The sequence below is a fragment of the Sphingomonas sp. AP4-R1 genome, assembly GCF_013113735.1.
Classification (GTDB): domain Bacteria; phylum Pseudomonadota; class Alphaproteobacteria; order Sphingomonadales; family Sphingomonadaceae; genus Sphingomonas_I.
The window spans coordinates 1,276,277-1,301,111 of the sequence record NZ_CP053346.1 but is presented as its reverse complement, the minus strand read 5'-3'; the positions used below and the strand labels follow the sequence as shown (position 1 = coordinate 1,301,111).

Below are 24,835 nucleotides of genomic sequence, written 5' to 3'. Positions count from 1 at the left end.
CGCGAGAAGCGGCGCAGCTAGGTTATCGTCCCGATTCTGTCAACCCGAGTCCGCATGATCGTCATGAAGATGCCGTTCCGGACCGGCGGGTGACGAAACGATCAGAGGCCGATCAGGGCGCGGTGGCGCTCCGGACGCGGCCATTCTCCTCGATGAACTTCTGGAAGCAGCCGGACTGGCCGAAGCTGCCGATCGGATTGCAGCTGTTCGGAATCCCCTGACGGTTCACATATTCCAGCACCTTGGCGGTGCCGGCCCAGCTGCCGTCGCGCGCGGCATTATATTCCTGCTTCCGGAGATTCTCCGGGATCCGGTAGCGCTCGCTCTCCGGCTGGCGCGCGCAGACCACGATCTCGTCGCCCGAACTGCGCGGGCACGGATCATTGCCATAGACGACGAGCGTGGAGACCCGCGTGGGCGGCGCGCCCTCGACCACCTCGGCGGACAGCGGGGCGACGGGCGCCGTGGCCAGCGCCGCCATCAGGAAAGCCGCCGCCAGACGGAGCATCTTACTGGTTACCCTTCACCACGGCGCGGATGCCGGTATCGCCGGTCGGCTCGGTATCGGTGGGCGAACGGGTCGAATCGGCCTGCGCCTTCCGCTCGTCACGCGCCTGGTTCATCAGCTTGGACCAGCAGCCGGTCCAGCCGCCGCCGCCCGTGGACGAGCAGCTGGAGGTGCCGCTGGCGCCGACATATTCCAGGCTCTTGGCGCGATCGGCCCAGCGATCGTTCGGGCCGGGATTGGTCGTCCGCAATTCCTCGGGGATGCGATAGCGCTCGCCCTCGGGCTTGCGCGCGCAGACCACGATCTCCTCGCCCGCCTTGGTCGTCGGGCAGGGATCCTTGCCATAGACGATCAGCACGCGCTCGTTGGCCTGCGCGGCGGCGGGCGTGGCGAACCCCAGGCCACCGAAAGCGGCGGCGGCCGCTGCGGCGGCGATCAGAAGCGGCTTCGACATAAGCTCAGGCTTTCCTGCTGGAGAAAGACGAAACGCGCGACAGGCGGCTCATATCCGCTTCGAAATCGCGATGGCGGCGCGGCAACCCATGCGGATCGCGGCCGAGAGAACGGGATAAGCCGGCGCGCGCTCGGCCCCGGCGGCGATGGCGGTCTCGCGATGTTCGACCTCCTCGGCCTGGAACTCGGCGATCATCGTGCCCAGCTTCGGATCATGCGGGCCGAGCGTGCGGCGCTGATCCTCGTAATGAAGGTCGATCTCGGTTTCGATCGCGGCGGTGCAGGCCATCGCCGCCTCGGGCGAGATCAGGGCCGTCACGGCACCCAGCGCATGACCCGCCACATGCCAGACCGGCGCGAGCAAGGTCGGCCGCACGCGCCGCTCCGTCATCAGGGCGTTGAAGCGGGCGAGGTGATTCTGCTCCTGCGCCGCCATGCGCGCGATGGCGCGCGATGCCGGATGGCGATCGCCCAATATGGCGAGCTGGCCCGCATAGATGCGCGTCGCGCCGAATTCGCCCGCCTGATCGACGCGGATCATCGCGTCGCGCTCCCGCTTGGAGGGAGGGATTAGCGGGCCGGGCGCGTCAGACATAGCGCCCATATGGCGATCCCGCCGGCCAGCGAGAAGAGGGCATTGAAGCCCGCCATGCTGATTCCGCCCAAAGTCCAGGCTGCGGTGTCGCAGCGGATCAGGGGGGCGGCGAGCAACGCCTTCAGCGGATCGCCGCTGCCGAGGCTGACGCTGGTGCAGCGGGTGAAGCCCGACCACCAATGATATTCGACGCCCGCGTGAAACACGCCGATCGCGCCCGAGGCGAGGATGGCGAGCCCCGCCAGCAGGGTGAGCGCGCGCGAAATGCCGGGCGTGCCGCGCAGCAGGATCGCGAGGATGGCGAGCGGCAGCGCGGTATAATGCGCCCAGCGCTGCCAGTGGCACATCTCGCACGGCGGATAGCCGCCGATCAGCTGGAAGCCCCAGGCACCCGCCAGCAGGGCCGCAGGCACGAGCAAGGCCAGCGCGCGGGCCGGCGCCAGCATGCCCGCGCGGCCGCCGGAATTCCCCACGCCCACCATCGCCGCCATCAGCGCTTGCGCGTCTTCGCCGCGCCGGGCGCCGGCACCGCGTCCGCCAGCGCCGTCTGCACGGTCGGCGTCGCCAGACGGGCGATCGTCTTCACCGCATAATCCAGCTGGAAATCGGTGATGTTCGCCTTCTTCAGCTGCTCGGCCGTCTGCTCGAAGCGGGGATCGGTCTTGTCGTCCGCCTCCAGCAATTTGTCGTCGGCCTTCACCTCGTTGATCAGGTGATGGCGCAGATCCGATTCGCGCATCCGCGGGCGACCGCGCCGATCCGGATCGGTGATCTGCGGCACGACGATGTCGGGATCGATCCCGCCTTCCTGCACCGACCGACCCGACGGCGTGTAATATCGCGCGATCGTGAGGCGCAGCGCGGTATCGTCGGTGAGCGGCATCACCGTCTGCACCGAACCCTTGCCGAAGCTGCGCTCGCCCAGGATCAGCGCGCGCTTGTGATCCTGCAGCGCACCGGCGACGATCTCGGCCGCCGACGCCGTGCCCGCATCCACCAGCACCACCACGGGCAGGCCGTGCGCATCGTCGCCCGGCCGCGCATAATAACGCTGGATATCCGTCTTTTCGCGGCCGCGCTGCGAGACGATCTCGCCATGATCGAGGAAGCTGTCCGACACCTCGATCGCCTGATCCAGCAGGCCGCCCGGATCGGCGCGCAGATCGACGACATAGCCGAGCGGGCGATGGCCGAGCGCCTTGTCGATCGAGACGAAGGCGGCGCGCACGCCGGGGCCGGTCACCTTGGAGAAGCTGTTGATGTTGATGATGCCGACATCACCCTTCACCTCCCACTTCACCGCCTTGATTTCGATGATCTCGCGCTTCAGCGTGACGTCGAACGGCTTGTCGCGGCCGGGGCGGACGATGGTGAGGCGGACATCCGTGCCCGCCGGGCCCTTCATCTTGTCGACCGCTTCGTCCAGCTGCTCGCCATAGATCAGCTTGCCGTCGACATGCGTGATATAGTCGCCGCTCTTGATGCCGGCGCGATAGGCGGGCGTATCCTCGGTGGGGGTGACCACCTTGATCACGCCATCCTCGCCCTGCACCGTCAGGCCGACGCCGCCATAATTGCCCTCGGTCGTCGTCTTCATATTCTTGAAGTCGCGCGCGTCGAGGTAGGAGCTGTGGGGATCGAGGCTGGCGAGCATGCCGTCGATCGCGCCCTTGATCAGCGTCTTGTCATCGACCTTGTCGACATATTCGGCCTTCACCCGCTCGAAGATCGACATGAACTGGTCGAGCTCCTTGTAAGTCTCGACTTCGTTCGCAGCCGTGCCGGCCGTGAAAGCCGGGATCAGCGCCATCGCCGCGACAAGGCCGGCGCTCTTCAGCAACAGGGATCTACGCATCGCCATCCTTCTCGAACATCCAACCTTTCTAGCGGCTTTATGGATCACAAGAAACATGGGGGTGGATTGGGCCTTCAGATCCGCGGCGGAGCGCACCGCCCTCCCCTCAGTCCCGTTCGTGCTGAGCTTGTCGAAGCACCGACCTTCTTCTCCCGACAGAAGAGAAGGACAGCCCTTCGACGGGCTCAGGGCAAACGGTGGAAAGAGGAGAGCCCTTACCGCTGCAACCGATCCGCCATCGCGACGATATCGACCGGCCGGCCATCGTGGCGCAGTTCGATCAGCAGCCGCCGCCCGGACCGGCCGATCGCGGCGCCCTGCAGCAGATCCGTGCCCAGATCCGTGGACGCGCGCGACAGGCCTGCGATCAGGCTGGTCCAGCCATGGCCGTGATCGAGGATGACGATATCGCCATAATTGCGGAATGGCCCGGCATAGAGAACGTGCCCCGCCGCCGGCGCCACGACCGACAGGCCCGGCGAGGTGGCGAGCGCGAGGCCGCGCGAGCGGACGCCGTCATGATCGCGCTCGTCCGTCCCCGCGACGACGCGGCCGAAGCGGGGCAGCGCATAGGCGCCCGCCCCACGGCTCGCTGGAGCGGACGGCGCACCGGGCGGAAGCATCGGGCCGGGCAACGCGGCCAGCCGGGCCGACACCTCCTGACTGCGCTGCGATTCGCCGAGAGCTTCGCCCAGGGACGCACGTTCCTCGGCCAGCCCGCGCAGCCGCTCCCGCTCCTGCTCGGCCGCATCGGCGAGGATCGCGTTGCGCTCGACCAGATCGAGGCGGGAGCGGGCCAGCAGCAGGCGCCGCTGATCGAGCAGGCGGCGCGATGCCTCCAGGGCCGCGACGGCCCGGATGCTGTCCTCGCGCAACGCCTTCCGCCGGATGAGTTCCTCGGCCAGCGCCGCATTCTGCGCGGCGATGCGCGCGCGCATGTGGCGGATCAGGATCGTCAGATGCGCGGCATCGGAGACGCTCGCCCCGCTCGCCAGCGCCACGGCCGGCGGACGGCGCGCGATCCGGGCGAGCGCCGCCGTCATCCCCACCAGCGGCGCACGCGTGTCCGCGACGCGGACCGCCTGCGCTTTCTCGGCAGCAATCGCCTCCTGCGCGCGGGTGCGGGCTTCGCGCATGCCGGCCTCCGCCTCCGCCAGTTCGCGCGCGAGATCGGCCGCCTGCTCGTCCGCGTGCGCGACGGCGGCGGCGCTGCGATCGGCCTGCGACGAAAGCGAGGCGGCGCGCTCGGCCGAAATGGCTTCCGCCTCCCGCGCCCGCTGCAGGGCGCGCGCGGTATCGCTCTCCACGGCGGGCGCGGCGATCGCCGCCGTCGCCAGCAGCCAGACGGGCAGGAGCGCCCTCATCCCTCGCGATGATAGGGATGGCCGGCGAGGATGCTCGTCGCGCGCCAGAGCTGCTCGGCCAGCATCGCGCGCGCCATCATGTGCGGCCAGGTCATCGCGCCGAAGCTGATGAGCAGGTCCGCCCCCGCGCGCTCGGCATCGTCGAAGCCGTCGGCGGCGCCGATCAGGAAGCGCGCCTCGCGCACGCCATCGTCCCGCCAGCGGCCGAGACGCGTGGCGAAAGCGAGCGAGCCGAGCGGCGGCCCCTTCTCATCCAGCATGATGGTGACGGAAGACGTGGCCAGCGGCGGCACGCGGCCGCCGCGATCGGGCAGTTCGGTGATTTTCGTGGGCCAGGACACGCGATCGAGATAGCGCGCGACCAGCTCCGCCTCGGGCCCACGGCCGATGCGCCCGCGGGCGACGATATGAAGCAGCACGCGGGTCTAGATCGTCAAAATCAGGCGGTGCCCAGGCCCGGCTCGGCGCGGCCGGGCGCATCGCCGAACGCCCACATCCGCTCCAGATTGTAGAAGCTGCGGACTTCGGGGCGGAACAGGTGGACGATCACGTCGCCCGCATCGATCAGCACCCAGTCTGCCGTCGGCATACCCTCCACGCGGGGGCTGCGGCCGGTCGACGCCTTGATCTTGTCGACGAGCTTGGCGGCCATGGACCCGACCTGGCGGCTCGAACGGCCGGACGCGACCACCATATAATCGGCGATGCTCGACTTGCCCGACAGCGGGATCGAGACCGTCTCGACAGCCTGGTCGTCGTCCAAGGAGGCGAGGACCATGTCGTGGAGAGTGTCGCTACTGTCGTCCGGTTCGGACGGAGTCAGCGGTTGGGCGGCAGCAGGCAAGGAACCTCCTAGGGAAGCACGCGGCGCGTCAACCTGTCGCGCGGCGTCGGGTGTGGGGAAGATGCGAACCAGGCGGGCCTCATGGCGCGCGCCTGCGTCGCGGATCGTGGGTCAGGACGGAATCGCAGCAGCACAAGCGCCGGCGTACTCCACTTCGTCCAGTAAAACTCCTGGCCTGCGGGCCGGACGAAGCGCCGCAGCCACCCCATCGCAGGTGCGGTGAGGGCGACGTGATCATAACCCGGACGGGCGATCACCGCAATCGGCATGGTGCGCGCGATCCGGCGCCAGTCTTTCCAGCGGTGAAACTGCGCCAGATTGTCCGCGCCCATGATCCAGATGAAGCGCCGGCGCGGATAGAGGCGGACGAGCCGGACGAGCGTATCGACCGTGTAGCGCGTGCCGAGCCGCGCCTCGATCGCGGTGGGGATGATTCGCGCGCCGCGCGCCATCCGCTCGGCCGAGGCGAAGCGCGCCGCCATCGGCGCCATGTCGCTGGCGCCATCCTTCAGCGGATTGCCGGGCGAGACCATCCACCACACTTCGTCCAGCCCCAGCGCCTCCAGCGCCGCGAGGCTGATCGCGCGATGCCCGCCATGCGCAGGATTGAACGATCCGCCGAAGAGGCCAGTCGGCCGACGGGACCCGCTCAAGGCCGGATCTGTCCTTCCCCGCGCACGAGCCATTTGTAGGTCGTCAGCCCTTCCAGCGCGACCGGGCCGCGCGCATGCAGCCGGCCGGTGGAGATGCCGATCTCCGCGCCCAGCCCGAATTCGCCGCCGTCGGCGAACTGGGTGGACGCGTTCCACATCACGATCGCCGAATCGACCTCGGCCAGAAAGGACTCGGCAGTCGCTTCGTCCTCGGTGACGATCGCGTCGGTATGGTGCGATCCGTGCGCGGCGATGTGCGCGGTGGCGCCGGTGACGCCGGTGACGAAGGTGACGGCGAGAATGGCCTCCAGATATTCGGTGTCCCAATCCGCGTCGGTGGCGGGAATGGCGCGCGGCTCGATCGCGCGGATCTCGTCCGTGCCGCGCAGTTCGCAGCCGGCATCGGCGAGCGCGGCGAGGATCGGCGCGGGATCGGGATAAGCGCGATCGATCAGAAGCGTCTCGGTCGCGCCGCAGACGCCGGTGCGGCGCAGCTTGGCGTTGACCGCGAGCGCGAGCGCCTTGGCCGGATCGGCCGCGCGATCGATATAGAGATGGTTGATCCCGTCGAGATGCGCGAGCACCGGCACGCGCGCCTCCTCCTGCACGCGCGCGACGAGGCCCTTGCCGCCACGCGGAATGATCACGTCGATCAGCCCCTGCGCCGTCAGCATCGCGCCGACCGCCGCGCGATCGGTGACGGGGACGAGCTGGATCGCATCCGCAGGCAGCCCCGCCGCCTCCAGCCCCGCGACCAGACATTCGTGGATCGCGCGATTGCTGGCGCGCGCTTCCGATCCGCCGCGCAGGATCACGGCATTGCCCGCCATCAAAGCGAGCGCGCCGGCATCGGCGGTGACGTTCGGGCGGCTTTCATAGATGATGCCGACCACCCCCAAGGGCACGCGCACGCGGCTGAGACGAAGGCCGTTCGGCCGATCGACCCGATCGATCACCGCGCCGACCGGATCGGGCAGCGCCGCCACATCCTCCAGCGCCCCGGCAACGCCGGCAAGGCGCGTCTCATCGAGCAGCAGCCGATCGAGCATCGCCGAGGACAGGCCGGCGGCGCGGGCGCGCGCCACATCGTCCGCATTGGCGGCGAGGATGGCGGGCGCCCGCGCGCGCAGGATGCGGGCCGCGTGGACCAGCGCCTCCGCTTTCTTCGCCGATGGGCTGCGCGCCAGCACCACGGAGGCGGCGCGGGCGCACGCCGCCATGTCCTGGACGAGGGCGGCTGCATCGATGGGAAGCGCGTCAGTCATGATCACCGTCTCTAGCACGCGCGCGAACGGAGCCTAGCAGGCGCTTTTTCTTGGGCGCCTGAAAGTTTCACCCGTGATTGGCATCGGCCGCCGAAAACTGGCGCCGGTTGCGATGCAGCATCGCACGCGGGCCGCTTTTCGCCCCTTGGAAGCAATTGGCACGATCCCTGCTGATGGGAAGGCATCCCCGATCGGAACGGTCCGACCGGATCACAGATGAAGGAATGTCCCATGTTTTCGACCAAGAGCTTCGCGTCCGACCTCGTCGTCGCCGTCCTCGGCTTCGCCGCCAGCGCGACCTACCTGCTCGCCGCCGCCGCGCCCTTCGCGCACCTCGCCGCCTGACCCTTCCGGAGAGGGAGACCCATCATGGCAACCTTGCCGAACCAGAGTGCGGACAGCCGGGCCGATCGCCCCCATCGCGACAATCTGCTCGGCGTCTGCGCGACGCTGGGCGAGATCAGCCGGATCGATCCGCTCGTCTTCCGCATCGCCTTCGTGTTCGCGATCCTGGGCCTGTCGTTCGAGATGACGATCGGCGTCTATCTGATCGCCGCCCTGGCCTTCTTCGTGGCGCGTCGCTGAGCGACGCGTCACCTTTTTGCACCACTCCCTCGCACCACTCCAATCGCGACTTCAGAACCGATTGATTTGCAGTCCAAAAGGCATTAACCATTGTTAATCTTGCCGGTAGGAGCATGGTTTCCGCCGGATTAAGGCTTTCTTCATAAGCTGTGGACAAAGTCGCTTGGTGATTTCGCTTAACCTGCCCGCCGCCACGGCACTGCTGGCTGTCATTCTTGCGGCGATGATGGCGGCTTGCGCGCTCGGCATGCGACTGGCGCGACGGATCCCCGCCGGGGCAGCGCCCCCCACCGCCCCGGCGATCGAGAGCGCGGACAGCCCGCCCCGTCCTCCGCAACTGGCCGACGATCTGGATGCGGCGATCGTGCGCGGCCAGCTCTTTCTGGTCCACCAGCCGAAGATGCGCGGGCGCGACGGCAAGATCGAGGCGATCGAGACGCTGGTGCGCTGGCGCCATCCCGAGCAGGGGCTGGTGTCGCCCAGCGATTTCATCGGCGTGGCCGAGCAGCGCGGCGAGATCCGCCGCATCACCGAATGGGTGCTGCGCCAGACGATCAACGAACAGCGCAGCCTGTCCGCCTGCGGCCACAGCCTCGCCTTCAACGTCAACGTTTCGGCCTATCTTCTGGCCGATCGCGATTTCGCGCAGTGGGTGCTGGAGACGATCCGCAGCGCCAGCGCGCCGATCGGCATCGAGATCACCGAGACGGCGATGATCGCCGATCCGGCGGGCGCGCTCCGCAATCTCCACCTGTTCGCCGACGCCGGCATCCGCATCGCGATCGACGATTATGGCGCCGGCCTTTCGAGCCTCGCTTATCTGAAGCAGCTTCCGGCGCACGAACTGAAGATCGACCGGATGTTCATTTCCGGCCTGTCCACCAGCCACCGCGATCCGCTGCTCGTCCGCTCGACGATCGATCTGGCGCACGCGCTGGAGATGGAAGTGACGGCCGAGGGCGTCGATTCGGCGGCCACGATGGCGCTACTGCGCGTCATGGGCTGCGATCTCATGCAAGGTTACCTCATCGCCAAGCCGATGCCGCTGGGCGAGCTAAGGGCATTTCTCGACACACGTGACGCAGCGGGAGAGCCCGCAATCCCCGTCGCCTTCCCATGGGCCAAGCCCCTGGCGGCGGCGGGACAGGAGACGATCGCCGAGGAGGGAGCGGCTAAAAAACAGGCTTAAGATCTATTTAACTTTTTCGCTTTACCATTGATCACGCCTCCGTTATGTGCGGTGGCGAGGGCATCGTCGTGTCCTCGCAGGAGGCCACGATGTACCGTCCGTACTAATCCCGCGAACACGCGCCACGAGCGGGAGGGATAGAATGTTCCTCTTCGCAGACCCTCTTTTCTCTAGCCTCGATAAGTCTCGATCGGCGCAGCAAGACCGCCGAATCCGTGACTTGGTCTGCGTGAGACGACGCAGCGTTTTCGAAACGGGACGTCGTCACATCGCCGCCGAAATTCCCTCGGCCGGCTCCCACGCACCATCTTCTTCCGTTAACCAATCCTTGGTTATGGATTGGCGGACATGAAGATCCTCCCGAATCTCGCCTTCGAGCGGTTTGTCGCGATGTTGCTCTGCGCATTTGTCGCAGCGGCACCCGTTGCGGCCGCTCCAGGAATCACGCCTGCCCAGATCGACAAGGAAGTCGTTCGCGGACGGGCGCTTGTGATGTCCGCGCCCCAACAGGCGTTGGCGCAGGCCGACAAGATCGACGCGCTGTCGTCGCAGCTGTCAGACCCCAGGGAGCGCATCCTTGGCAACGCCGCAGCGTCCGGGCTGCGTGGCGCGGCTCTGATCAGCCTCTATCGCCCGGCAGAAGCCGGCCGCGTGGTCGATACCGCGCTGCGTGGCGCCATTTCCAAAATCACGCCCGATCCGCCCGTTGCCGGCGATCTGCTGACGGTCCGAGCATCCGTCGCGGCGAGCAATGGCGACGTCGAGCGATCCCTGAAGGATTCGCTCCGGGCCTTCGAGATCTTCCAGCGGACGGGGCAGCATCGCAGCGAGGCGATCGCGCTTTCCAGCATCGGCTCGGTCTATCTGATCGCCCGCGATTATCCGAACGCGCTCCGTTATTATCAGCAGGCGGCGGAAACCTATCAGGCCGATCCGTTCCTGCTCGTTTCCGCGCATGGCAATCGCGGCGTCGCGCTGATGGAACTGGGCCGATATCCGGCGTCGGAGCGCGAATTCAACATGGGCATCGCCATCGCCCGCAAGGAACGCAGCCCCATATTGGAGGCGCGCCTTCTGGGCGATCTTGCGAAGTCCCAGATCGCGGCGGGCAATATCTCGGCGGCCGATCAATCCGTGAGTCGCGGCCTCGAAATCCTGAACTCGCAGCCGGAAGGCGACTGGACGCCCACCCTGCTCGGCGCCGCCGCCCAGCTGGCGGAGAAGCGCGGGCAGGTGGAACGGGGCATCGGGCTGGTCGAGCGCATCTTCGCCGGCAAGGATCTGAAGGCCACCAGCGTCGAGCTGCGGCCGTTCCTCGACACCGGCTACCGCCTCTACAAGGCCAGAGGCGACGACGCGCGCGCGCTGGAATATCTGGAGGCCTATAAGGTCGTCGACGATCATGCGCGCTCGATCGCGGCGTCCGCCAATGCCGCGCTGATGGCGGCGCGATTCGATTTCGCCACGCAGCAATCGCGCATCGCCCAGCTGCGCGCCAACGAAGTGCGCCAGCAGGCGACGATCGAGCAGGGCCGCGCGCGCACCCGCGCGATCATCCTCGGCGGCCTGCTCGCTCTGTTCGGCATCGTTTCCTCGCTGCTGCTGGCGGGCTTCATGTCGATCCGGCGCAGCCGCGACCGCGAGCGCGCCGCGAACGAGGAACTGAGCCATACGAATGTGGAGCTGGAAAAGGCGCTGGCCGCGCGCACCGAATTCCTCGCGACGACCAGCCACGAAATCCGCACGCCCCTGAACGGCATTCTCGGCATGACGCAGGTGCTGCTGGCCGATCGCGGCATCGATCCGCCGGTGCGCGAGAAGATCCAGCTCGTCCACGGTGCCGGCCAGACGATGAAGGCGCTGGTCGACGACATTCTCGACGTGGCCAAGATGACGAGCGGCGAGATCAAGATCGCCAAGGCGCCGATGGACCTCGCCACCCTGCTGCGCGACGCCGTCCGCGTGTGGGAAGGGCAGGCCGCGACCAAGGGGATCACGATCGCGCTGGCGGACAATGCGCCGAAGGAGATCGTGGAGGATGAGGTTCGGCTGCGCCAGATCGTCTTCAATCTGATGTCGAACGCCGTGAAATTCACCGATCGGGGCGAAGTGCGCCTGGTGGCCGAATCCATCGACGCGGACGGCGCCGAATCGGGCGAACAGCGGCTGCGGATCAGCATCAGCGATACCGGCATCGGCATTCCCGCCGATCGGCTGGACGACGTGTTCGAATCCTTCCGGCAGATCGACGGGGGCACCACCCGGCGCCACGGCGGCACGGGCCTGGGCCTGGCCATCTGCCGCAATCTGGCGCGCGCGATGGGCGGCGACGTGACCGCGACCAGCATTCTGGGCGCGGGCGCGACCTTCACGCTCGATCTCCCGCTCCAGCCCGTCGCCAAGCGGCCGGCCATCACCGCTCATGAAGGCGAGCCCAAGCGCCTGGGCGCGACCCGGCTGTTGCTGATCGAGGCCAACCCGCTCAGCCAGAGCGTGATGCGCGCGGTGCTGACCCCGCATGTCGCCTCGCTCACCGCCGTCGCGGGCGTGGACGAGGCGCTGCCCGCGATCGAGGCGGGCGAGGCCGATCTGATTCTGGTCGATGCCGCAACGATCGCCACCGATATGGCGGCGGCCGGGCGACTCGTTTCGGCGGGAAATCCCCATGGGACGCGCGTTGCGCTCTTGTGGCCCTCGCCCGAAAGGACGATTGAGGAGGCCGCCGCCGCCCACGGAGTCGACCTGTTGATTGCCAAACCCATCAATGCCGCTGATCTTCTGGCGCGTCTTGCCGCCGCGATGATCGGTGACGCATCGCCCGCCGGCATCGCGGCGTGAACGGCCCGGACAGGCGACCATGAACATTCTTTTCGTTGAAGACGACGCCATGAACCGCCGCGTGGTGCGCGACATGCTCACCGTCGCGGGCGCCAACATGGACGAGGCGCCCGACGCCGAGACCGGCCTGCGGATGATCGACGAGCGCGATTACGACATCGTGCTGATGGACCTGCGCATGCCGGGCATGGACGGGCTGACCGCGATCCGCCATCTGCGCGCCCGCCCGGATGCGAAGGCGAGCGTGCCGGTGATCGTCGTCACCGCCGACACCGCCGTCGACATCTGCCAGAATTGCGTGGACCAGGGCGCCGACGAGGTGATCCTGAAGCCTGTCGCGATGAGCAAATTGTTCGACGCGATCGGCCGCCTGATCGCGCGCGGCAACCAGTCGATCGTGCTGGCCTGACGACCGATCGACGCGGGCCACGCCCTAAAATCGTTCGTGCTGAGCCTGTCGGGGCCTGTCCTGAGCGCCTGCCTTGGCAGGCAGTCGAAGGGCACCGTTCTTTTTCTACGATCGGAAGAGAGAAGAACGGCACTTCGACAGGCTCAGTGCGAACGGAAAAAAGTGATTGTCGGCCGAACTTTCCGTTGGTCCGCCTTACCCGCTCAGTCTCTCCGCGTGGCGAAGAAGGCGCGAAGTTGTTCGGCCGCCTCGCCCGCGCCGATGCCCGCATAGACTTCGGGCCGATGATGGCAGGTCGGCTGCGCGAACAGGCGTGGGCCGTGCGCGACCGCCCCACCCTTGGGATCCTCCGCCGCATAATAAAGCCGCGCGAAGCGGGCGAGCGCGATCGCGCCCGCGCACATCGCGCAGGGCTCCAGCGTCACCCACAGATCGCACTCGTCTAGCCGGGACGTGCCGAGCGCGAGCCCCGCGCGGCGGATCGCGACGATCTCGGCATGGGCGGTGGGATCATGATCGGTCCGCATCGCATTGGCCGAGGTAGCGACCACCTCCCCCGCACGCGTCACCACCGCGCCGACCGGCACCTCGCCCGCCGAGGCGGCGGCAGCGGACAGATCGAGCGCGAGGCGCATGGGGGCGGGAAGCGGGAAGGCCACACCTTGCTTTAGGGGGGGCGGCGGGAAACGGAAATGCAGGATAAGCGAGGCGCACTTTGGAACTCTCCCTCCGTCATCCCGGACTTGATCCGGGATCCCGCTTCTTCTTCGTCCCCCCGAGAGAAAGGCAGCGGGACCCCGGATCAAGTCCGGGGTGACGGGTGAGAAATGCCCGCACGGAAAGCGACCCTCGCCAGCACAGCTACATCGGTGAAGCCTGGGTGATCACGATCTTCGAGACCTGATCCGGCCCATAGACCTGCCGGGCGGCCTCCCCCAGCACGCGGCGGAACATGTCGACATTGGGCAGCATGCCGTCCGGCCCGCTCGCCATCGGCGCCTTGAAGGTGCGGAGCGTGGTCGCGTCCAGCAGCAAAGGCAGGCGATCCTTGATCCCGGCGGCGCTCTCGCCCGACACTTCCAACTGCGCCTCGAACTGGACATAGCCGGCGAGATGCCCGTCGGCCGACACCAGCGGCGAGACGATCGGGCCGGTGGGCAGGAAGATGCGCGTGCTGGCCCGCGCGATCAGCGGCTTGCCGCCGAGCAGCCGCGCCGTGCCATAGGCCGCGCTGCCGCCGACCGCGAGACCGAGCACCGCGACCGCAGGCACCACGAACAATGTCTTCATGTCCCCCGCCCCGGCCCTAGAATTGAAAGCTGGCGTCGCGCGGCAGGACCGAAGGCTCGGCCAGCACGACGATGGTGATGCGCCGGTTTTCCGGCCGGTCGGGACGCTCGGCATCGATCGGCTGGGTGCCGGCCTTGGCGACGACCTCGGAGAAGCGATCGGCGGGCAGCCCGGCGGCGACCATCGCCGCGCGCGACGACATGGCGCGCGCGGACGACAATTGCCAGTTGGTATCGCTCTGCGCGCCGCCCACCGAATCCGTATGCCCCTCGATCGCGATCTGGCCGCCCGAATTGGCGAGCTTCTTCGCGACGCGCGCCAGCAATTCGCGGCCATAGGCATTCAGCGTGGCGGTGGGGCCCGAGAAGATGCTCTGCCGCGCCGTATCCATCAGGCTGATGCGGATGCCGTCGCGCACGGGATCGACGCGGATCTTCGCCTTGGCCCCGGCGGACGCTTCGGGCGGCGGCTCCAGCGCGATCATCATCTCGTCCGCGAAGATGCGCTGCGAGGCTTCGGGAATATCGGCCGTGCCGCCCCGCGCGGCGCCCTTCGATCCCGCCTCGGCGCTCGCCTCGCCCCGCGCATCGCTGGAATCGGATTGCGCGCGCCGGCGGCGGCCGCCGATGCCAGGATCCGAGCCGGGCTGCGACGTGAGCGTGGCGGCCGGATCGGAATTGACCGAGGCGGTGGAGAAATATTCGGCCAGCCCCTTCAGGCGGCCCTTGTCCGGATTGGAGATCAGCCACAGCAGCATGAAGAAGGCCATCATCGCCGTGACGAAATCGGCATAGGCGATCTTCCACGCGCCACCATGATGCGGCGGCTTGACGTGCCCCCCCCGGCGACGGCGGACGACGATCCTCGGTTCGGCGCGATCAGAGTCGAAGCTGGCCATGATCGCTCACGCTCCCTCGAAACGGCCGTGCAGCCGCTGCTGCATTTCGGCGAGACGGACACCGCCCAGCGCCGCGACCGGATCCTCGCCCCCCGCGATCCGATCGAGCAGGCGGCCGCATTCCTCGACATGCTGGGCGAGGAAATCGAACGACTGCAAGTGCGCCGCATAATCCTGCACGAAGCGGGGATCGGACACGACGACGAGGGCGAGCGCCTCGACACCGTCACGCGCGGCGCGCAATTCGGCCGCGATCGCGCGCAGGGGATCGGCGTGGATCATGTGAGCTCCCCGAACACCCGTTCGATCTTCTGCTTCAGCGCGGCGGGCACGAACGGCTTCACCACATAATTGTTCACGCCCAGCGCCGCCGCTTTCTCCACCACGCTGCGATCGGCCGAGCCGGTGAGCATGATGAAGGCGGTCCGGTTGATCGCGGGATCGCCGCGCACGGCCTCCAGGAATTGCAGCCCGTCCATCTCCGGCATGTTGTAATCGGAGATGACGAGATGGACCCGATCGGCCTTGATCGCCGTCAACGCCTCGGCGGCGCCGGACGTATCGCGCACGTCCTTGAAGCCGAGATCCTGCAGCGAGCGACGGATCATCGCGCGCATGCTGGTCTGATCGTCGACCACCATCACCTTAATTGTCGAGGCGGCAGGCATTCTGCACTCCTTGGGAAGCGGGGCACCGCCTGGGGCGGCTGATGCGCCGGACCGGCGCGGACGGGGACGCGCACATCATGCCGCAAGCCCGCGATAGGCCGATTTGGCCTGCCCCTTCGGCTGGCCGATCAGCGCATCGATATCCAGGATGAGCGCGATCGATCCGTCGCCCAGCACCGTGGCGCCACCCAATCCCCGGATGGGATGCAGATTTTCCTCGAGGCTCTTGATCACCACCTCGCGGCGGTTCTCGATCGAGTCGATCATCAGGCCGACATGGCCGAAATCGTCGCTCTCGACGATGATCACCAGCGAGCGATCGGCCTCGTCTGGCTCGCCGCCTTTCAGCCCGAGAATGTCGCTGATCCGCTTAACCGGAATGTAGCTGCCGCGCAGGAAGATCACCTCCGATCCGCCGGTGAGCGCCGTCACCTGACCGGGCTCGGGCTTGATCGTTTCCACCACGTTGGTGAGCGGCAGCACGAAGCGCTGGCCGCGCAGCTTCACGATCATCCCATCGAGGATGGCGAGCGTCACCGGCAAGGCGACGCACATCTCCGTCCCCTTGCCCGGCACCGAATGGATTTCGAGCCGGCCACCGAGCGCCGTGACGTTGCTGCGCACCACATCCATGCCCACGCCCCGCCCGGAAATGGACGAGATGCTGTTGGCGGTGGAGAAGCCGGGCGTGCAGATCAGGCCATCGATCTCCTCTTCGGAGAGGACGGCGTCCGGCCCGATGATGCCGCGCTCGATCGCCTTGGCACGGACGCGCGCGCGATCGATGCCGCGCCCGTCGTCGATCACCTTGACGAGGATGCGCGTGCCCTTCTGCTCGGCCTCGACGAGGATACGGCCGACCGGCGGCTTGCCCGCCGCGATCCGCTCCTCGGGCGATTCGATGCCGTGATCGACGGCGTTGCGGATCATGTGCGTGAGCGGATCGCCGATCTTCTCCAGCACGCCCTTGTCGACCTCGGTCATCTCGCCGCTGGTTTCCAGCACGACCTGCTTGCCCGTCTCGCTCATCAGATCGCGCAGCATGCGCGGGATGCGCGAGAAGACGTGGCGGATCGGCTGCGCGCGCAACGACATCACACTGTCCTGGATCTGGCGCGTGAGGCGCGAGAGTTCGGGCAGCTCGATCCGCTCCTGATCGGCCGGCTGCAGCCGATCGGACAGGATCGATCCGTGGATCACGAGTTCGCCGATGAAGTTCAGCAGCTCGTCCAGCTTGCTCAGCTCGACACGGACCGTCTGGCCCGACTGGGCGGCGGCAGGCGCCGGAGCCGCCGCCGGCAGCGGCGGCAGGGCCGCCGCGACAGCCGCGACCGGCGCAGCGGGCACGGGCTGTTCCGCCACGGCTGCCGGGGCGGACGCGGGCGGCGCGGCGGCCGGAGCGGTCATCCCCGCAGGATCGCGATGCACATCCACCTTCGAATGGGCGGTGACGAAATCGAAGCAGTCGAGAATGTCCGCCTCGGGCACCGTGCCCGGCACGCGCAGCGTCCAGCCGAAATAGCATTCCTCGGGATCGAAGTCGCGCAGCGCCGGGAGCGTCGACAGATCGACCTCCTCGATCGTGGCGCCCTTCTCCTCCAGTTCGCGGATCAGCAGCAAAGGCTCCCCGCCATGGGCGAGGGCGGTGGCGGAGGGCGCGAAATGGACCAGCCAGGGCGCCACCTGCTCGACGGCGGGCGCATCCGCGACCGGGCCGTCGCCGAAGAAATCGAGATCGATCACCACGGGCACGAAGCCCATTTCATCGGCCTCCGGCTCGGGCGCCGCCTGGGCCGCGACGGGCGGCGGAGCGGCGACAGGCGCGGCCGCCGGGGCATCGGCGACCAGAAGCGCGTCCAGCGCGTGCGAAGCGGCCTCGTCATTCGGCGGCGTCGAACCATCGCGCGCGGCGGCGACATGATCGAACAGCACGTCGAACGCGGTGAGCATCACCTGCATCACGTCCGGGCGCGGCAGGATGCGATTGCTCCGCATCTCGTCCAGCACATTTTCGAAACGATGCGAGAAGCCCAGCAGCGCGCTGAAACCGAACGCGCCCGATCCGCCCTTGATCGAATGAACCGCGCGGAACACGCTGGCGACGATATCGGGCGAATGCTCACCCTCGTTGATCGCGGTGAGCCCTTCCTCGGCCGCCTGCAGACCCTCGGTGCATTCCTCGAAGAAGATCGCCCGGATCGCGTCCAGCTCGTCGTCGGCGCCGCTCACGGGCACACACGGCGGATCGCCGTTCCCAGCTTTTCGGAATCGAACGGCTTGGTGATCCAGCCCGTGGCGCCGGCCTTGTGGGCACGCGACTTCTTCTCGTCCGAAAATTCGGTGGAGAGGACGAGGATCGGCACGCGGCGGAACTCGTCCAGCGCGCGCACCGCCTCGATCAGCTCGAACCCGTCCATCTTGGGCATATTGATATCGGTTATGAGCAGATCGGGCTTCACCTCGTGCATCCGGGCGAGGCCGACCTCGCCATCCTCGGCGGCTTCGATGTGATAGCCCTGCTGCGTCAGGGACGATGCCAGCAGCATCCGCATGCTGGCCGAATCGTCGACCGTGAGAATGACCTTACCCATGTGCGGGGCCCTCTTTGTCCGTCTCGATGGAGTCCAGGCCGAGCTGGCGGCCGAGTTTGCAGCCGATCGCGCGCGCGACCAGCGCGTCGCTGGCGGGCGCGATCGCGAAGGAGCGCCCGGCCGCATCGGCATCCGCCTTCGCGCAGACCAGCAACTGCAGCACCGCCTGGCCGACGACATCGACGGCCGATCCGTCGACGATCAGATCCGCACCGCGATCGGCATGGTCGAGAAAGGATGCGAGAAGCCCCGGCGCGACTTTGGTCGAGCAATGGGCGGGCAGCGTGATCATGCCTCTGATCCCCCTGTTGAATGGTATTTTGACGGGCGCCTCAGATCGCGCGGAGCGGTTCGCGGAACTGCTCCTGGGCGCGATCGAGCGAGCTTTCGAGCTGCGAGAAGGACGGCGCGTAGGCGGACGGCGTCATGCGGCGTGCCAGCTCGATCGCGACCTGCGGCGGCAAGCCTTGCGCGTGCGCGGTGATCGCCGTCTTGATGATCGAATAGGGCTTGGCGTCCGCATCCACGATCTGGTGCAACTTCGAGGCGATCGGCCCGACGAAGCAGTAAGAGAGCAGCACGCCGAGGAAGGTGCCGACCAGCGCGCCGCCGATCATCGCGCCCAATATGTCGGTCGGCTGATCGATCGAGCTCATCGTCTTGATCACGCCCAGCACGGCGGCGACGATGCCCAGCGCGGGCAGGCCGTCGGCCATCACCTGGATCGCATGCTGTGGCGCCAGCTCCTCGGCATGGTGACGCTCGATATCGCCTTCCATCGCCTCCGACAGCTGATGCGGATCATCGAAGCTGACCGTCATCATCCGCAGATAATCGCAGAGGAAATCGATCAGCTGGCCGTCCGCCAGCAGGCGCGGATAGCGCGAGAAGATGTCGCTGCTTTCCGGCTGATCGATATGGTTCTCGATCTTGGCGGAGCCGCCCTTGCGGAACAGCAGCAGCAGCGAGAACATCAGGGCGAGCAGATCGCGATAGTCGCCCTCCGTCCAGCGCGGGCCGCGGAACGCGCGCAGCGTGCCGCCCCACGCCTTCCTGATGATCGCGCTGGAATTGCTGAGCATGAAGGCGCCGATGCCGGCGCCCACGATCGCCATCATCTCATGCGGGAGCGCATGGAGGATGACGGCGATATTGCCGCCCGACATCAGGAAGCTGCCGAAGACGCAGACGAGGATGACGGCGACGCCGATTCCGTTGAACATGTGCTGATCCGCTTCCGTGTTGGCCGGCTGTTAAGTGGATTATAGGATGAATGCCGGGGCCGACGCGGCGCGGGACGGATTTTCCTTATCGATCAGCGTGGAGCGGAAAAAAGAAGGCGGCGTCACCGCTTCCGGAATGCGGCATCCTAGAATGAGCCTGAATCATGTCAGGGGTTGCCATGTCACTGCATGCCTATCAGCAGGCCCGCACCTTTTCCGAAACGCCGCGCACGACGGAATATCGGCTGATCAGCGAGATCACGAGCGTCATGGTCCGGGCGCGCGACGCGGGCCTGGCCGGCGTCGCCCTGATGCCGGCGCTCCACCGCAATCGCGAATTGTGGTCCACCTTCTCCACTTTGTGTCTCCACGACGCGAACGAGCTGCCGGTGGAGACGCGCTCGGGCATCGTCTCGCTCGCCTTGTTCGTCGAACGGCACACGAGCGAGGTGATCAAGGGCGCCGAGACGGTGGACGAACTGATTGCGATCAACCGCACCGTGATGGAGGGGCTGGCCATGCCGCCGGCCGCGCCGGTGGCGCGCATCAACTGAGGCGCATGAGCAATAGGTGGCACAGCGATCCCGACGGGTCGCTGTGCTGCGCGATTCCAGAGAACCGTTTGTGCTGAGCTTGTCGAAGCACCGTCCTTCTTCTCGCTGCGGCAGAAAGAACGGCACTTCGACAAGCTCAGTGCGAACGGGCAATTATAGGCGCCGCCGCAAACCATTCCAAACAGCGCGACAGCGCTCTCGGCGGCCCATCACAGCTCGCTCAGCGGGAAGATATGCGTCTCGCCCTTCGCGCGCAGCTCACGCCGCGCGATGCGGATCTTCACGCGATTCCACTTGCGGACCTCGTCCCAATCCTCGTTCAGCGAATGCGTCTTGATGATCTCGTCGATCATCAGCTGCGCGCGCGGCCCATAGAATTTGAGATGGCCGGCCGCCAGGATCTCGATGTCGTCGTGCGTCATGGTTCACAATCTCCATCCTGATCCCGACCCGGCATCCGGGCGGCGCGGCAGGACCCGCACCGCCCGGACGATCCCGGGGCTCACGCGGCCTGAAGCAGATCGACCTCGGTGGCGAGCTGGCCCAGCGACAGGACCATCACCATCTTGTCGTCCACGGGCGCGAGGCCTTCGAGGAAATCGGCCGCGCGCTCCTCGTTCACGTTCGGCGCGGGCTGCAGGCCTTCTTCCGGCAGCGAGACGATGTCGTTCACCGCATCCACGATCAGGCCGTGCAGCTGATCGCCGATCTGGACGACGATGATCACGTGGCGCGCGGTCGGCTCGATCAGGCCCCAGCCCAGCCGCGCCGACAGATCGATCACGGGCAGCACCGTGCCGCGCAGATTGACGACGCCGCGCACATGCTCCGGCACCTGCGGCAGCAGCGTGGTGGGCGACCAGGCCCGGATCTCGCGAATGGCGAGGATGTCGACGCCGAGGAACTGTTCCCCGATCTGAAAGGTGATGATCTGGCGTATCATGATGGCCTTCCTTCCTGCGAAGCCTGGTGGGACGAATTCATGCTGGGATAAGCACCTAGAACAGCTCGACATCGCCGCTGCTCGGCGGCGGCGCCTGCCGGCGGGCCGGCACCTGATCGAGACAGGATTCGATCGGCATCACGCGGCAGCGCGCCTGTCCGCGCGCGGCGCGAAACTCGATCCGGCGCGCCACCTGCCCGCCCAGATTCATGTGCCGGATCTCGATCCCGTCCTTCTCCAGGAAGTCGCGGGCGAAAGCGCCGTTGCGCGCGCCGATATCGGCCATGCCGGCGCGGAGACTTCCGCCACCATAAAGGTGCGCGCGCAGACGGGAGCGCAGCGCGCCGCGCTTCAGCATCTCGTTGACGAGAAGCTCCATCGCATAGGCGCCGTAACGCTCCTCCTGCGCGGCGCTGGCGGCGGACCCGTCAGGCTCCGCCAGCAGGAAATGGTTCATCCCGCCAATCCCCAGCATGGGATCGAACAGACAGGCGGCGACGCAGCTGCCCAGCACCGTCGTCAGTATCTCGGCGGGGTCGCGCGTCACATGCTGCGTGCCCTCGACGATCGTGATCATCCGGCGCTGTTCCGGCGCGGGACGCGGGGCGGTGGCCGTCGAGGATCCCGTCATGCGAACTCCGGCAGGGCTGAGAAGAGAGGGGGATGGATGCTGCATCATCACGCGCTGCACAGTTCGATCGCCTTGGCGGCGATGCGGCCGAGCGGCACGACGTGATTGGCCGCCTCCATCTCGATCGCGATGCGCGGCATGCCGAAGACGACGCTGGTGGATTTGTCCTGCGCGATCGTGACGCAGCCGCTGGTCCGCATCTCCAGCAGGCCGGCGGCGCCGTCCGCACCCATGCCCGTCAGCAGCACGCCCACGGCGCGGCCGCCGGCGATCTTCGCGATCGAGCGAAACAGCATGTCGACCGAGGGGCGATGACCGCTCACCGTTTCGCCTTCGCGCAGGCTGCAGAAGGGACGTTCGGGGCTCCGCAGCGTCAGGTGCCGCTCGCCGCCGGGCGCGATATAAACGTGGCCGGGCTGCAGGAACGCATCCTGGCGCGCGATCTCCACGGTGGGCAGGCATTGCTGGTCCAGCCGGTTCGCGAATTGCTGCGTGAAGGTGCCCGGCATATGCTGCACCACCACGGTCGGCGGGCAATTGGCGGGAAAGCCGCTCAGCACCTCCAGCAGGGCCTCGACCCCGCCGGTGGACGCTCCGATGCCGATCAGGAAGCCGTTGCCGTTGAAATTGAGCTGTGGCGGCATCGTGGACGCGCGGCGACGCGCGCGCGCCTGCACGCAGGTCCGCGCCGCATCGCGCACCTTACTGGCGAGGCTGCCATCGTCGGTGCGCAACAAATCCTCGATCGGGCCGGTGGGCTTCGGGAAATAATCGACCGCGCCCAGCTCCAGCGCGCGCAACGTCACGTCCGCGCCGTGCGCGGTGAGCGTCGATACCATCACGACGGGCATTGGCCGCAGGCGCATGATCCGCTCGAGAAAATCGAGCCCGTTCATGCCCGGCATCTCCACGTCGAGCGTCACCACGTCCGGGTTCAGATCGCGGATCAGCTGGCGCGCGCTCTCGACCCCGTCCGCCTCGCCGATCACGAGGATGTCGGGATCGCGGCGCAGCATCGTCGCGATCAGGCGACGCATCGTGGGAGAATCGTCGACGATCACGGTGCGGACGATCATGCCGCCACCTTCTGATAGATGGTCTGGCCGACGCTCTTGAACCTGGCGGTGGCGGGACCGACCAGCCGCTCCGAATGGCCGATATAGAGATAGCCGCCACTCAGCAGCCGATCGGCGAAGCCCGAGAGGAGGCGCGCCTTCGTCTCCTCATCGAAATAGATCATCGTGTTGCGGCAGAAGATCACGTCGAACTGGCCCGAAATCGGCCAGGCATGGAGCAGATTGAGCTGCCGGAAGCGCACCAGCCGGCGCGCCTCCTCGCGTATCTCGAAGCCGTCGGCCGTCCGCTGGGTCCAGAGGCTGCGATACGGCTCGGGAATGTCGGTGACGTCGCCGCCTCGATACTGGGCGGCACGGCCGAGCGCGAGGACGCGCTCGTTGATGTCGCTCGCCAGCAGCAGCAGATCGGCGCCGCCGATCATCGAGGCCGCCTCGCGATCGCGGCCCAGCAGCGTCATCGTCAGCGAATAGACTTCCTCGCCGCTGGAGCATCCCGCCGACCAGAGGCGCACCTTGCTGCGGCGCATCGCCTTGGCCAGCAGCCCGCTGCGGACATGGGCATGGAAATGATCGAAATGATGGCCCTCGCGAAAGAGCCGCGTGTGATTGGTGGTGAGCGCCTCAATGCAGGCGGCCAGCTCCGCCGGATCGCGCCGGACCAGCGCGACATAGTCCGCGAAACTGTCGAGGCCCTTGGCGCGCAGCTTTTTGGCCAGGCGCGAATAGACCATCGTCGATTTGCCATCGGCGAGGGTGATCCCCGCATGGTCATAGACCAAAGCGGAGATCGCCTCGAAATCCTGCTTGCGATACGCATATTCGGTCGCCGCGCCGGTGCCGCCGGCTTCTGCCGGCTCACCGGCCTGGATCAGCCGCATATTCTTCATGGCTTGTACTTTCTGTTCTTGCGGCACGGGCGCGGCAGGAGGATCAGAATTCGGTCCAGTCGCTGTCGTCGGCGGGCTGGGTCTGGGCGAGCGCCAGATTGCCGTGGACGAGCGGCGCGGACGCCCGCTTGGCGCGCGGTGCGGACTTGATCGTGCGCACGTTGCGATTGTTGCGGGCCGGCGCGGAGCCGCCACCGTGGCCGAGATCGAACTGCGTCACCAGTTCGGCCAGATGATCAGCCTCGGCCGCCAGGCTGCGCGCGGCGGCGGTCGACTCCTCCACCATCGCGGCATTCTGCTGCGTCATCTTGTCCATGTCGCCGACCGCGCCATTGACCTGCTGCAGATTGGCGGCCTGCGTCTCCGTGGAGGCCGAGATCACGCTGATCGCGCCGCTGATCTCGCCCACCTTGGCGACGATGTTGGCGAGCATCCGGCCGGTTTCGCCCACCAGCTGCACGCCGCTTTCCACCTGCTTGCTGCTGGCGGTGATCAGCGCCTTGATGTCCTTGGCGGCATCGGCCGAGCGCTGGGCGAGCGCGCGCACCTCGTTGGCGACCACCGCAAAGCCCTTGCCGGCATCGCCGGCGCGCGCCGCCTCCACGCCCGCGTTCAGCGCGAGCAGGTTGGTCTGGAAGGCGATGCCGTCGATCACGCTGATGATCTGCGCGATCTCCTGCGAGCTGCGCTCGATGCCGTCCATCGCGACGATCGCATCCTGCACGACCTTGCCGCCCTTGGTGGCATCGCCATGCGCCTCGGCGACCGACGAGCGGACCGCGCCGGCCCCCGCCGCCGTCTCGCGCACCATCGCCGTCACCTGATCCATCGAGGCGGCGCTCTCCGCGAGCGACGCCGCCTGATGCTCGGTGCGGCGCGACAGATCGTCGGACGCCGAGCTGATCTCGGCCGAGCCCGTCTTGATGCTGTCGGCCGAGCTGGAGACCTGCACCATGATATCGGCGAGGTTGTCCATCGCGGCGTTGAAGTCGGCGCGCAGCTGCTCATATTCGCTCGGGAACGAGGCGTTGATGCGATGCTGCAGATCGCCCGCCGCCAGCGCCTTCAGCCCGCTCGCCAGCGCGTTGACGATCACCGCCTGCTGCTGGGCGTGGGTTTCCTCCTTCTTGGCGAGCGCGATGCCCTGCGCGGTCGAATCCCGGAACACCGCCATGGCGCGCGAGAGCCGGCCGACACAGTCCTTATAGTTGCGGCGCGTCATCTCGACATCGAGATTGCCACCCGCCAGCGTCTCCATCTCGATGACGGTGGCGACGTACGGATCGGCGATCATCTTGCAGAGCGTGAGCGAAAGCACGCCCGATGCGATGAAGCCCGCGACGATGAGGATCAGGTCCTTCGACGGGATCAGCAGACCGGCCACGCCGCCCGCCAACTGCACCAGAACGCAAAGCGTGAACGCAACAAACAGCTTTTGCCGGATCGGCGCAGTCTGGACGAACCATGTGATCATTTGCTTTCCCCTTGCTCGGACGGTTTCGGACAATGAATTGGG

Annotated in this window: 30 protein-coding genes; 5 read left to right on the top strand and 25 right to left on the bottom strand. The window is 67.3% G+C overall.

What is annotated here, in order from left to right; translation table 11 throughout:
• Nucleotides 1-112 precede the first annotated feature (112 nt).
• From HL653_RS06405 to HL653_RS06360, 10 genes are all read right to left on the bottom strand, one after another.
• Nucleotides 113-508: a hypothetical protein gene (locus HL653_RS06405; protein ID WP_171743782.1), complete on the bottom strand. Its 396-nt coding sequence runs from the start codon at nt 506-508 to the stop codon at nt 113-115.
• Between the two features lies 1 nt (nt 509).
• Entirely contained in the window at nt 510-962 is a 453-nt protein-coding gene (locus HL653_RS06400) for a hypothetical protein (protein ID WP_216599958.1), read from the bottom strand.
• Nucleotides 963-1,010: 48 nt separating this feature from the next.
• Nucleotides 1,011-1,565: a demethoxyubiquinone hydroxylase family protein gene (locus HL653_RS06395; protein WP_253717622.1), complete on the bottom strand. Its 555-nt coding sequence runs from the start codon at nt 1,563-1,565 to the stop codon at nt 1,011-1,013.
• Nucleotides 1,532-2,038, bottom strand: coding sequence for a disulfide bond formation protein B (locus tag HL653_RS06390; RefSeq protein WP_253718001.1), 507 nt, complete (start codon nt 2,036-2,038; stop codon nt 1,532-1,534). The genes HL653_RS06395 and HL653_RS06390 overlap by 34 nt, the downstream gene beginning before the upstream one ends.
• An 8-nt stretch (nt 2,039-2,046) precedes the next feature.
• Nucleotides 2,047-3,411 (bottom strand): S41 family peptidase, encoded by a 1,365-nt coding sequence (locus HL653_RS06385; RefSeq protein WP_171743781.1) that lies wholly within the window; start codon nt 3,409-3,411, stop codon nt 2,047-2,049.
• A gap of 215 nt (nt 3,412-3,626) precedes the next feature.
• Nucleotides 3,627-4,775 (bottom strand): murein hydrolase activator EnvC, encoded by a 1,149-nt coding sequence (locus HL653_RS06380; RefSeq protein ID WP_171743780.1) that lies wholly within the window; start codon nt 4,773-4,775, stop codon nt 3,627-3,629.
• Nucleotides 4,772-5,194, bottom strand: a complete 423-nt coding sequence (locus tag HL653_RS06375; protein ID WP_171743779.1) for a 23S rRNA (pseudouridine(1915)-N(3))-methyltransferase RlmH — start codon at nt 5,192-5,194, stop codon at nt 4,772-4,774. Before HL653_RS06375 ends, HL653_RS06380 begins: the two co-directional genes overlap by 4 nt.
• A 20-nt stretch (nt 5,195-5,214) precedes the next feature.
• Nucleotides 5,215-5,553, bottom strand: coding sequence for a ribosome silencing factor (gene rsfS, locus HL653_RS06370; protein WP_171746811.1), 339 nt, complete (start codon nt 5,551-5,553; stop codon nt 5,215-5,217).
• A 74-nt stretch (nt 5,554-5,627) separates the two neighbouring features.
• A complete protein-coding gene (locus HL653_RS06365) occupies nt 5,628-6,305 on the bottom strand; it encodes a nicotinate-nucleotide adenylyltransferase (protein WP_171743778.1) in 678 nt (225 codons plus the stop codon).
• Nucleotides 6,269-7,537 carry a glutamate-5-semialdehyde dehydrogenase gene (locus HL653_RS06360; protein WP_171743777.1) on the bottom strand — a complete coding sequence of 423 codons (1,269 nt, stop codon included), beginning with the start codon at nt 7,535-7,537 and terminating at the stop codon, nt 6,269-6,271. Before HL653_RS06360 ends, HL653_RS06365 begins: the two co-directional genes overlap by 37 nt.
• Nucleotides 7,538-7,906: 369 nt before the next feature.
• On the opposite strand from HL653_RS06360, the gene HL653_RS06355 reads away from it, so the two are divergent.
• The 4 genes from HL653_RS06355 (at nt 7,907) to HL653_RS06340 (ending at nt 12,558) form a co-directional block, all read left to right on the top strand.
• Nucleotides 7,907-8,122: a PspC domain-containing protein gene (locus HL653_RS06355; RefSeq protein WP_171743776.1), complete on the top strand. Its 216-nt coding sequence runs from the start codon at nt 7,907-7,909 to the stop codon at nt 8,120-8,122.
• A gap of 166 nt (nt 8,123-8,288) precedes the next feature.
• Nucleotides 8,289-9,311 carry an EAL domain-containing protein gene (locus HL653_RS06350; RefSeq protein ID WP_253717994.1) on the top strand — a complete coding sequence of 341 codons (1,023 nt, stop codon included), beginning with the start codon at nt 8,289-8,291 and terminating at the stop codon, nt 9,309-9,311.
• A gap of 348 nt (nt 9,312-9,659) precedes the next feature.
• The gene (locus HL653_RS06345; protein WP_171743774.1) at nt 9,660-12,149 is read left to right on the top strand and encodes an ATP-binding protein; all 2,490 of its coding nucleotides are present in this window, start codon (nt 9,660-9,662) and stop codon (nt 12,147-12,149) included.
• A gap of 19 nt (nt 12,150-12,168) precedes the next feature.
• Nucleotides 12,169-12,558, top strand: coding sequence for a response regulator (locus HL653_RS06340; protein WP_171743773.1), 390 nt, complete (start codon nt 12,169-12,171; stop codon nt 12,556-12,558).
• 203 nt (nt 12,559-12,761) lie between these two features.
• Here the strand turns inward: HL653_RS06340 and HL653_RS06335 are convergent, their stop codons facing one another.
• The 9 genes from HL653_RS06335 to motA form a co-directional block, all read right to left on the bottom strand.
• Entirely contained in the window at nt 12,762-13,193 is a 432-nt protein-coding gene (locus HL653_RS06335; protein ID WP_171746810.1) for a nucleoside deaminase, read from the bottom strand.
• Nucleotides 13,194-13,419: 226 nt separating this feature from the next.
• The gene (locus HL653_RS06330; RefSeq protein WP_171743772.1) at nt 13,420-13,848 is read right to left on the bottom strand and encodes a flagellar basal body-associated FliL family protein; all 429 of its coding nucleotides are present in this window, start codon (nt 13,846-13,848) and stop codon (nt 13,420-13,422) included.
• A gap of 16 nt (nt 13,849-13,864) precedes the next feature.
• Entirely contained in the window at nt 13,865-14,746 is an 882-nt protein-coding gene (locus tag HL653_RS06325) for a flagellar motor protein MotB (protein WP_171743771.1), read from the bottom strand.
• A gap of 6 nt (nt 14,747-14,752) precedes the next feature.
• Nucleotides 14,753-15,028: a hypothetical protein gene (locus HL653_RS06320; protein WP_171743770.1), complete on the bottom strand. Its 276-nt coding sequence runs from the start codon at nt 15,026-15,028 to the stop codon at nt 14,753-14,755.
• On the bottom strand, nt 15,025-15,414 hold the full coding sequence (locus HL653_RS06315; protein WP_171743769.1) for a response regulator: 390 nt from the start codon (nt 15,412-15,414) through the stop codon (nt 15,025-15,027). The genes HL653_RS06320 and HL653_RS06315 overlap by 4 nt, the downstream gene beginning before the upstream one ends.
• Before the next feature lie 75 nt (nt 15,415-15,489).
• Nucleotides 15,490-17,649 (bottom strand): chemotaxis protein CheA, encoded by a 2,160-nt coding sequence (locus HL653_RS06310; protein ID WP_171743768.1) that lies wholly within the window; start codon nt 17,647-17,649, stop codon nt 15,490-15,492.
• A complete protein-coding gene (locus HL653_RS06305) occupies nt 17,640-18,005 on the bottom strand; it encodes a response regulator (protein WP_171743767.1) in 366 nt (121 codons plus the stop codon). Before HL653_RS06305 ends, HL653_RS06310 begins: the two co-directional genes overlap by 10 nt.
• Nucleotides 17,998-18,297, bottom strand: a complete 300-nt coding sequence (locus HL653_RS06300; RefSeq protein ID WP_171743766.1) for an STAS domain-containing protein — start codon at nt 18,295-18,297, stop codon at nt 17,998-18,000. Before HL653_RS06300 ends, HL653_RS06305 begins: the two co-directional genes overlap by 8 nt.
• 40 nt (nt 18,298-18,337) lie before the next feature.
• Complete coding sequence (gene motA, locus HL653_RS06295; RefSeq protein WP_171743765.1) at nt 18,338-19,228, bottom strand: flagellar motor stator protein MotA; 891 nt, start codon at nt 19,226-19,228, stop codon at nt 18,338-18,340.
• A gap of 179 nt (nt 19,229-19,407) precedes the next feature.
• Here motA and flaF point away from each other — a divergent pair, with 179 nt between their 5' ends.
• Entirely contained in the window at nt 19,408-19,782 is a 375-nt protein-coding gene (gene flaF / locus HL653_RS06290) for a flagellar biosynthesis regulator FlaF (protein ID WP_171743764.1), read from the top strand.
• A 209-nt stretch (nt 19,783-19,991) separates the two neighbouring features.
• Here the strand turns inward: flaF and HL653_RS06285 are convergent, their stop codons facing one another.
• From HL653_RS06285 to HL653_RS06260, 6 genes are all read right to left on the bottom strand, one after another.
• Nucleotides 19,992-20,204: a hypothetical protein gene (locus tag HL653_RS06285; RefSeq protein ID WP_171743763.1), complete on the bottom strand. Its 213-nt coding sequence runs from the start codon at nt 20,202-20,204 to the stop codon at nt 19,992-19,994.
• A gap of 80 nt (nt 20,205-20,284) precedes the next feature.
• Entirely contained in the window at nt 20,285-20,725 is a 441-nt protein-coding gene (locus HL653_RS06280) for a chemotaxis protein CheW (protein ID WP_171743762.1), read from the bottom strand.
• A gap of 55 nt (nt 20,726-20,780) precedes the next feature.
• On the bottom strand, nt 20,781-21,356 hold the full coding sequence (locus HL653_RS06275; RefSeq protein WP_171743761.1) for a chemotaxis protein CheD: 576 nt from the start codon (nt 21,354-21,356) through the stop codon (nt 20,781-20,783).
• 47 nt (nt 21,357-21,403) lie between these two features.
• The gene (locus HL653_RS06270; protein WP_171743760.1) at nt 21,404-22,432 is read right to left on the bottom strand and encodes a chemotaxis response regulator protein-glutamate methylesterase; all 1,029 of its coding nucleotides are present in this window, start codon (nt 22,430-22,432) and stop codon (nt 21,404-21,406) included.
• Nucleotides 22,429-23,319, bottom strand: a complete 891-nt coding sequence (locus tag HL653_RS06265; RefSeq protein WP_253717620.1) for a protein-glutamate O-methyltransferase CheR — start codon at nt 23,317-23,319, stop codon at nt 22,429-22,431. The genes HL653_RS06270 and HL653_RS06265 overlap by 4 nt, the downstream gene beginning before the upstream one ends.
• A gap of 43 nt (nt 23,320-23,362) precedes the next feature.
• Nucleotides 23,363-24,793 carry a methyl-accepting chemotaxis protein gene (locus HL653_RS06260; RefSeq protein ID WP_171743759.1) on the bottom strand — a complete coding sequence of 477 codons (1,431 nt, stop codon included), beginning with the start codon at nt 24,791-24,793 and terminating at the stop codon, nt 23,363-23,365.
• Nucleotides 24,794-24,835 lie beyond the last annotated feature (42 nt).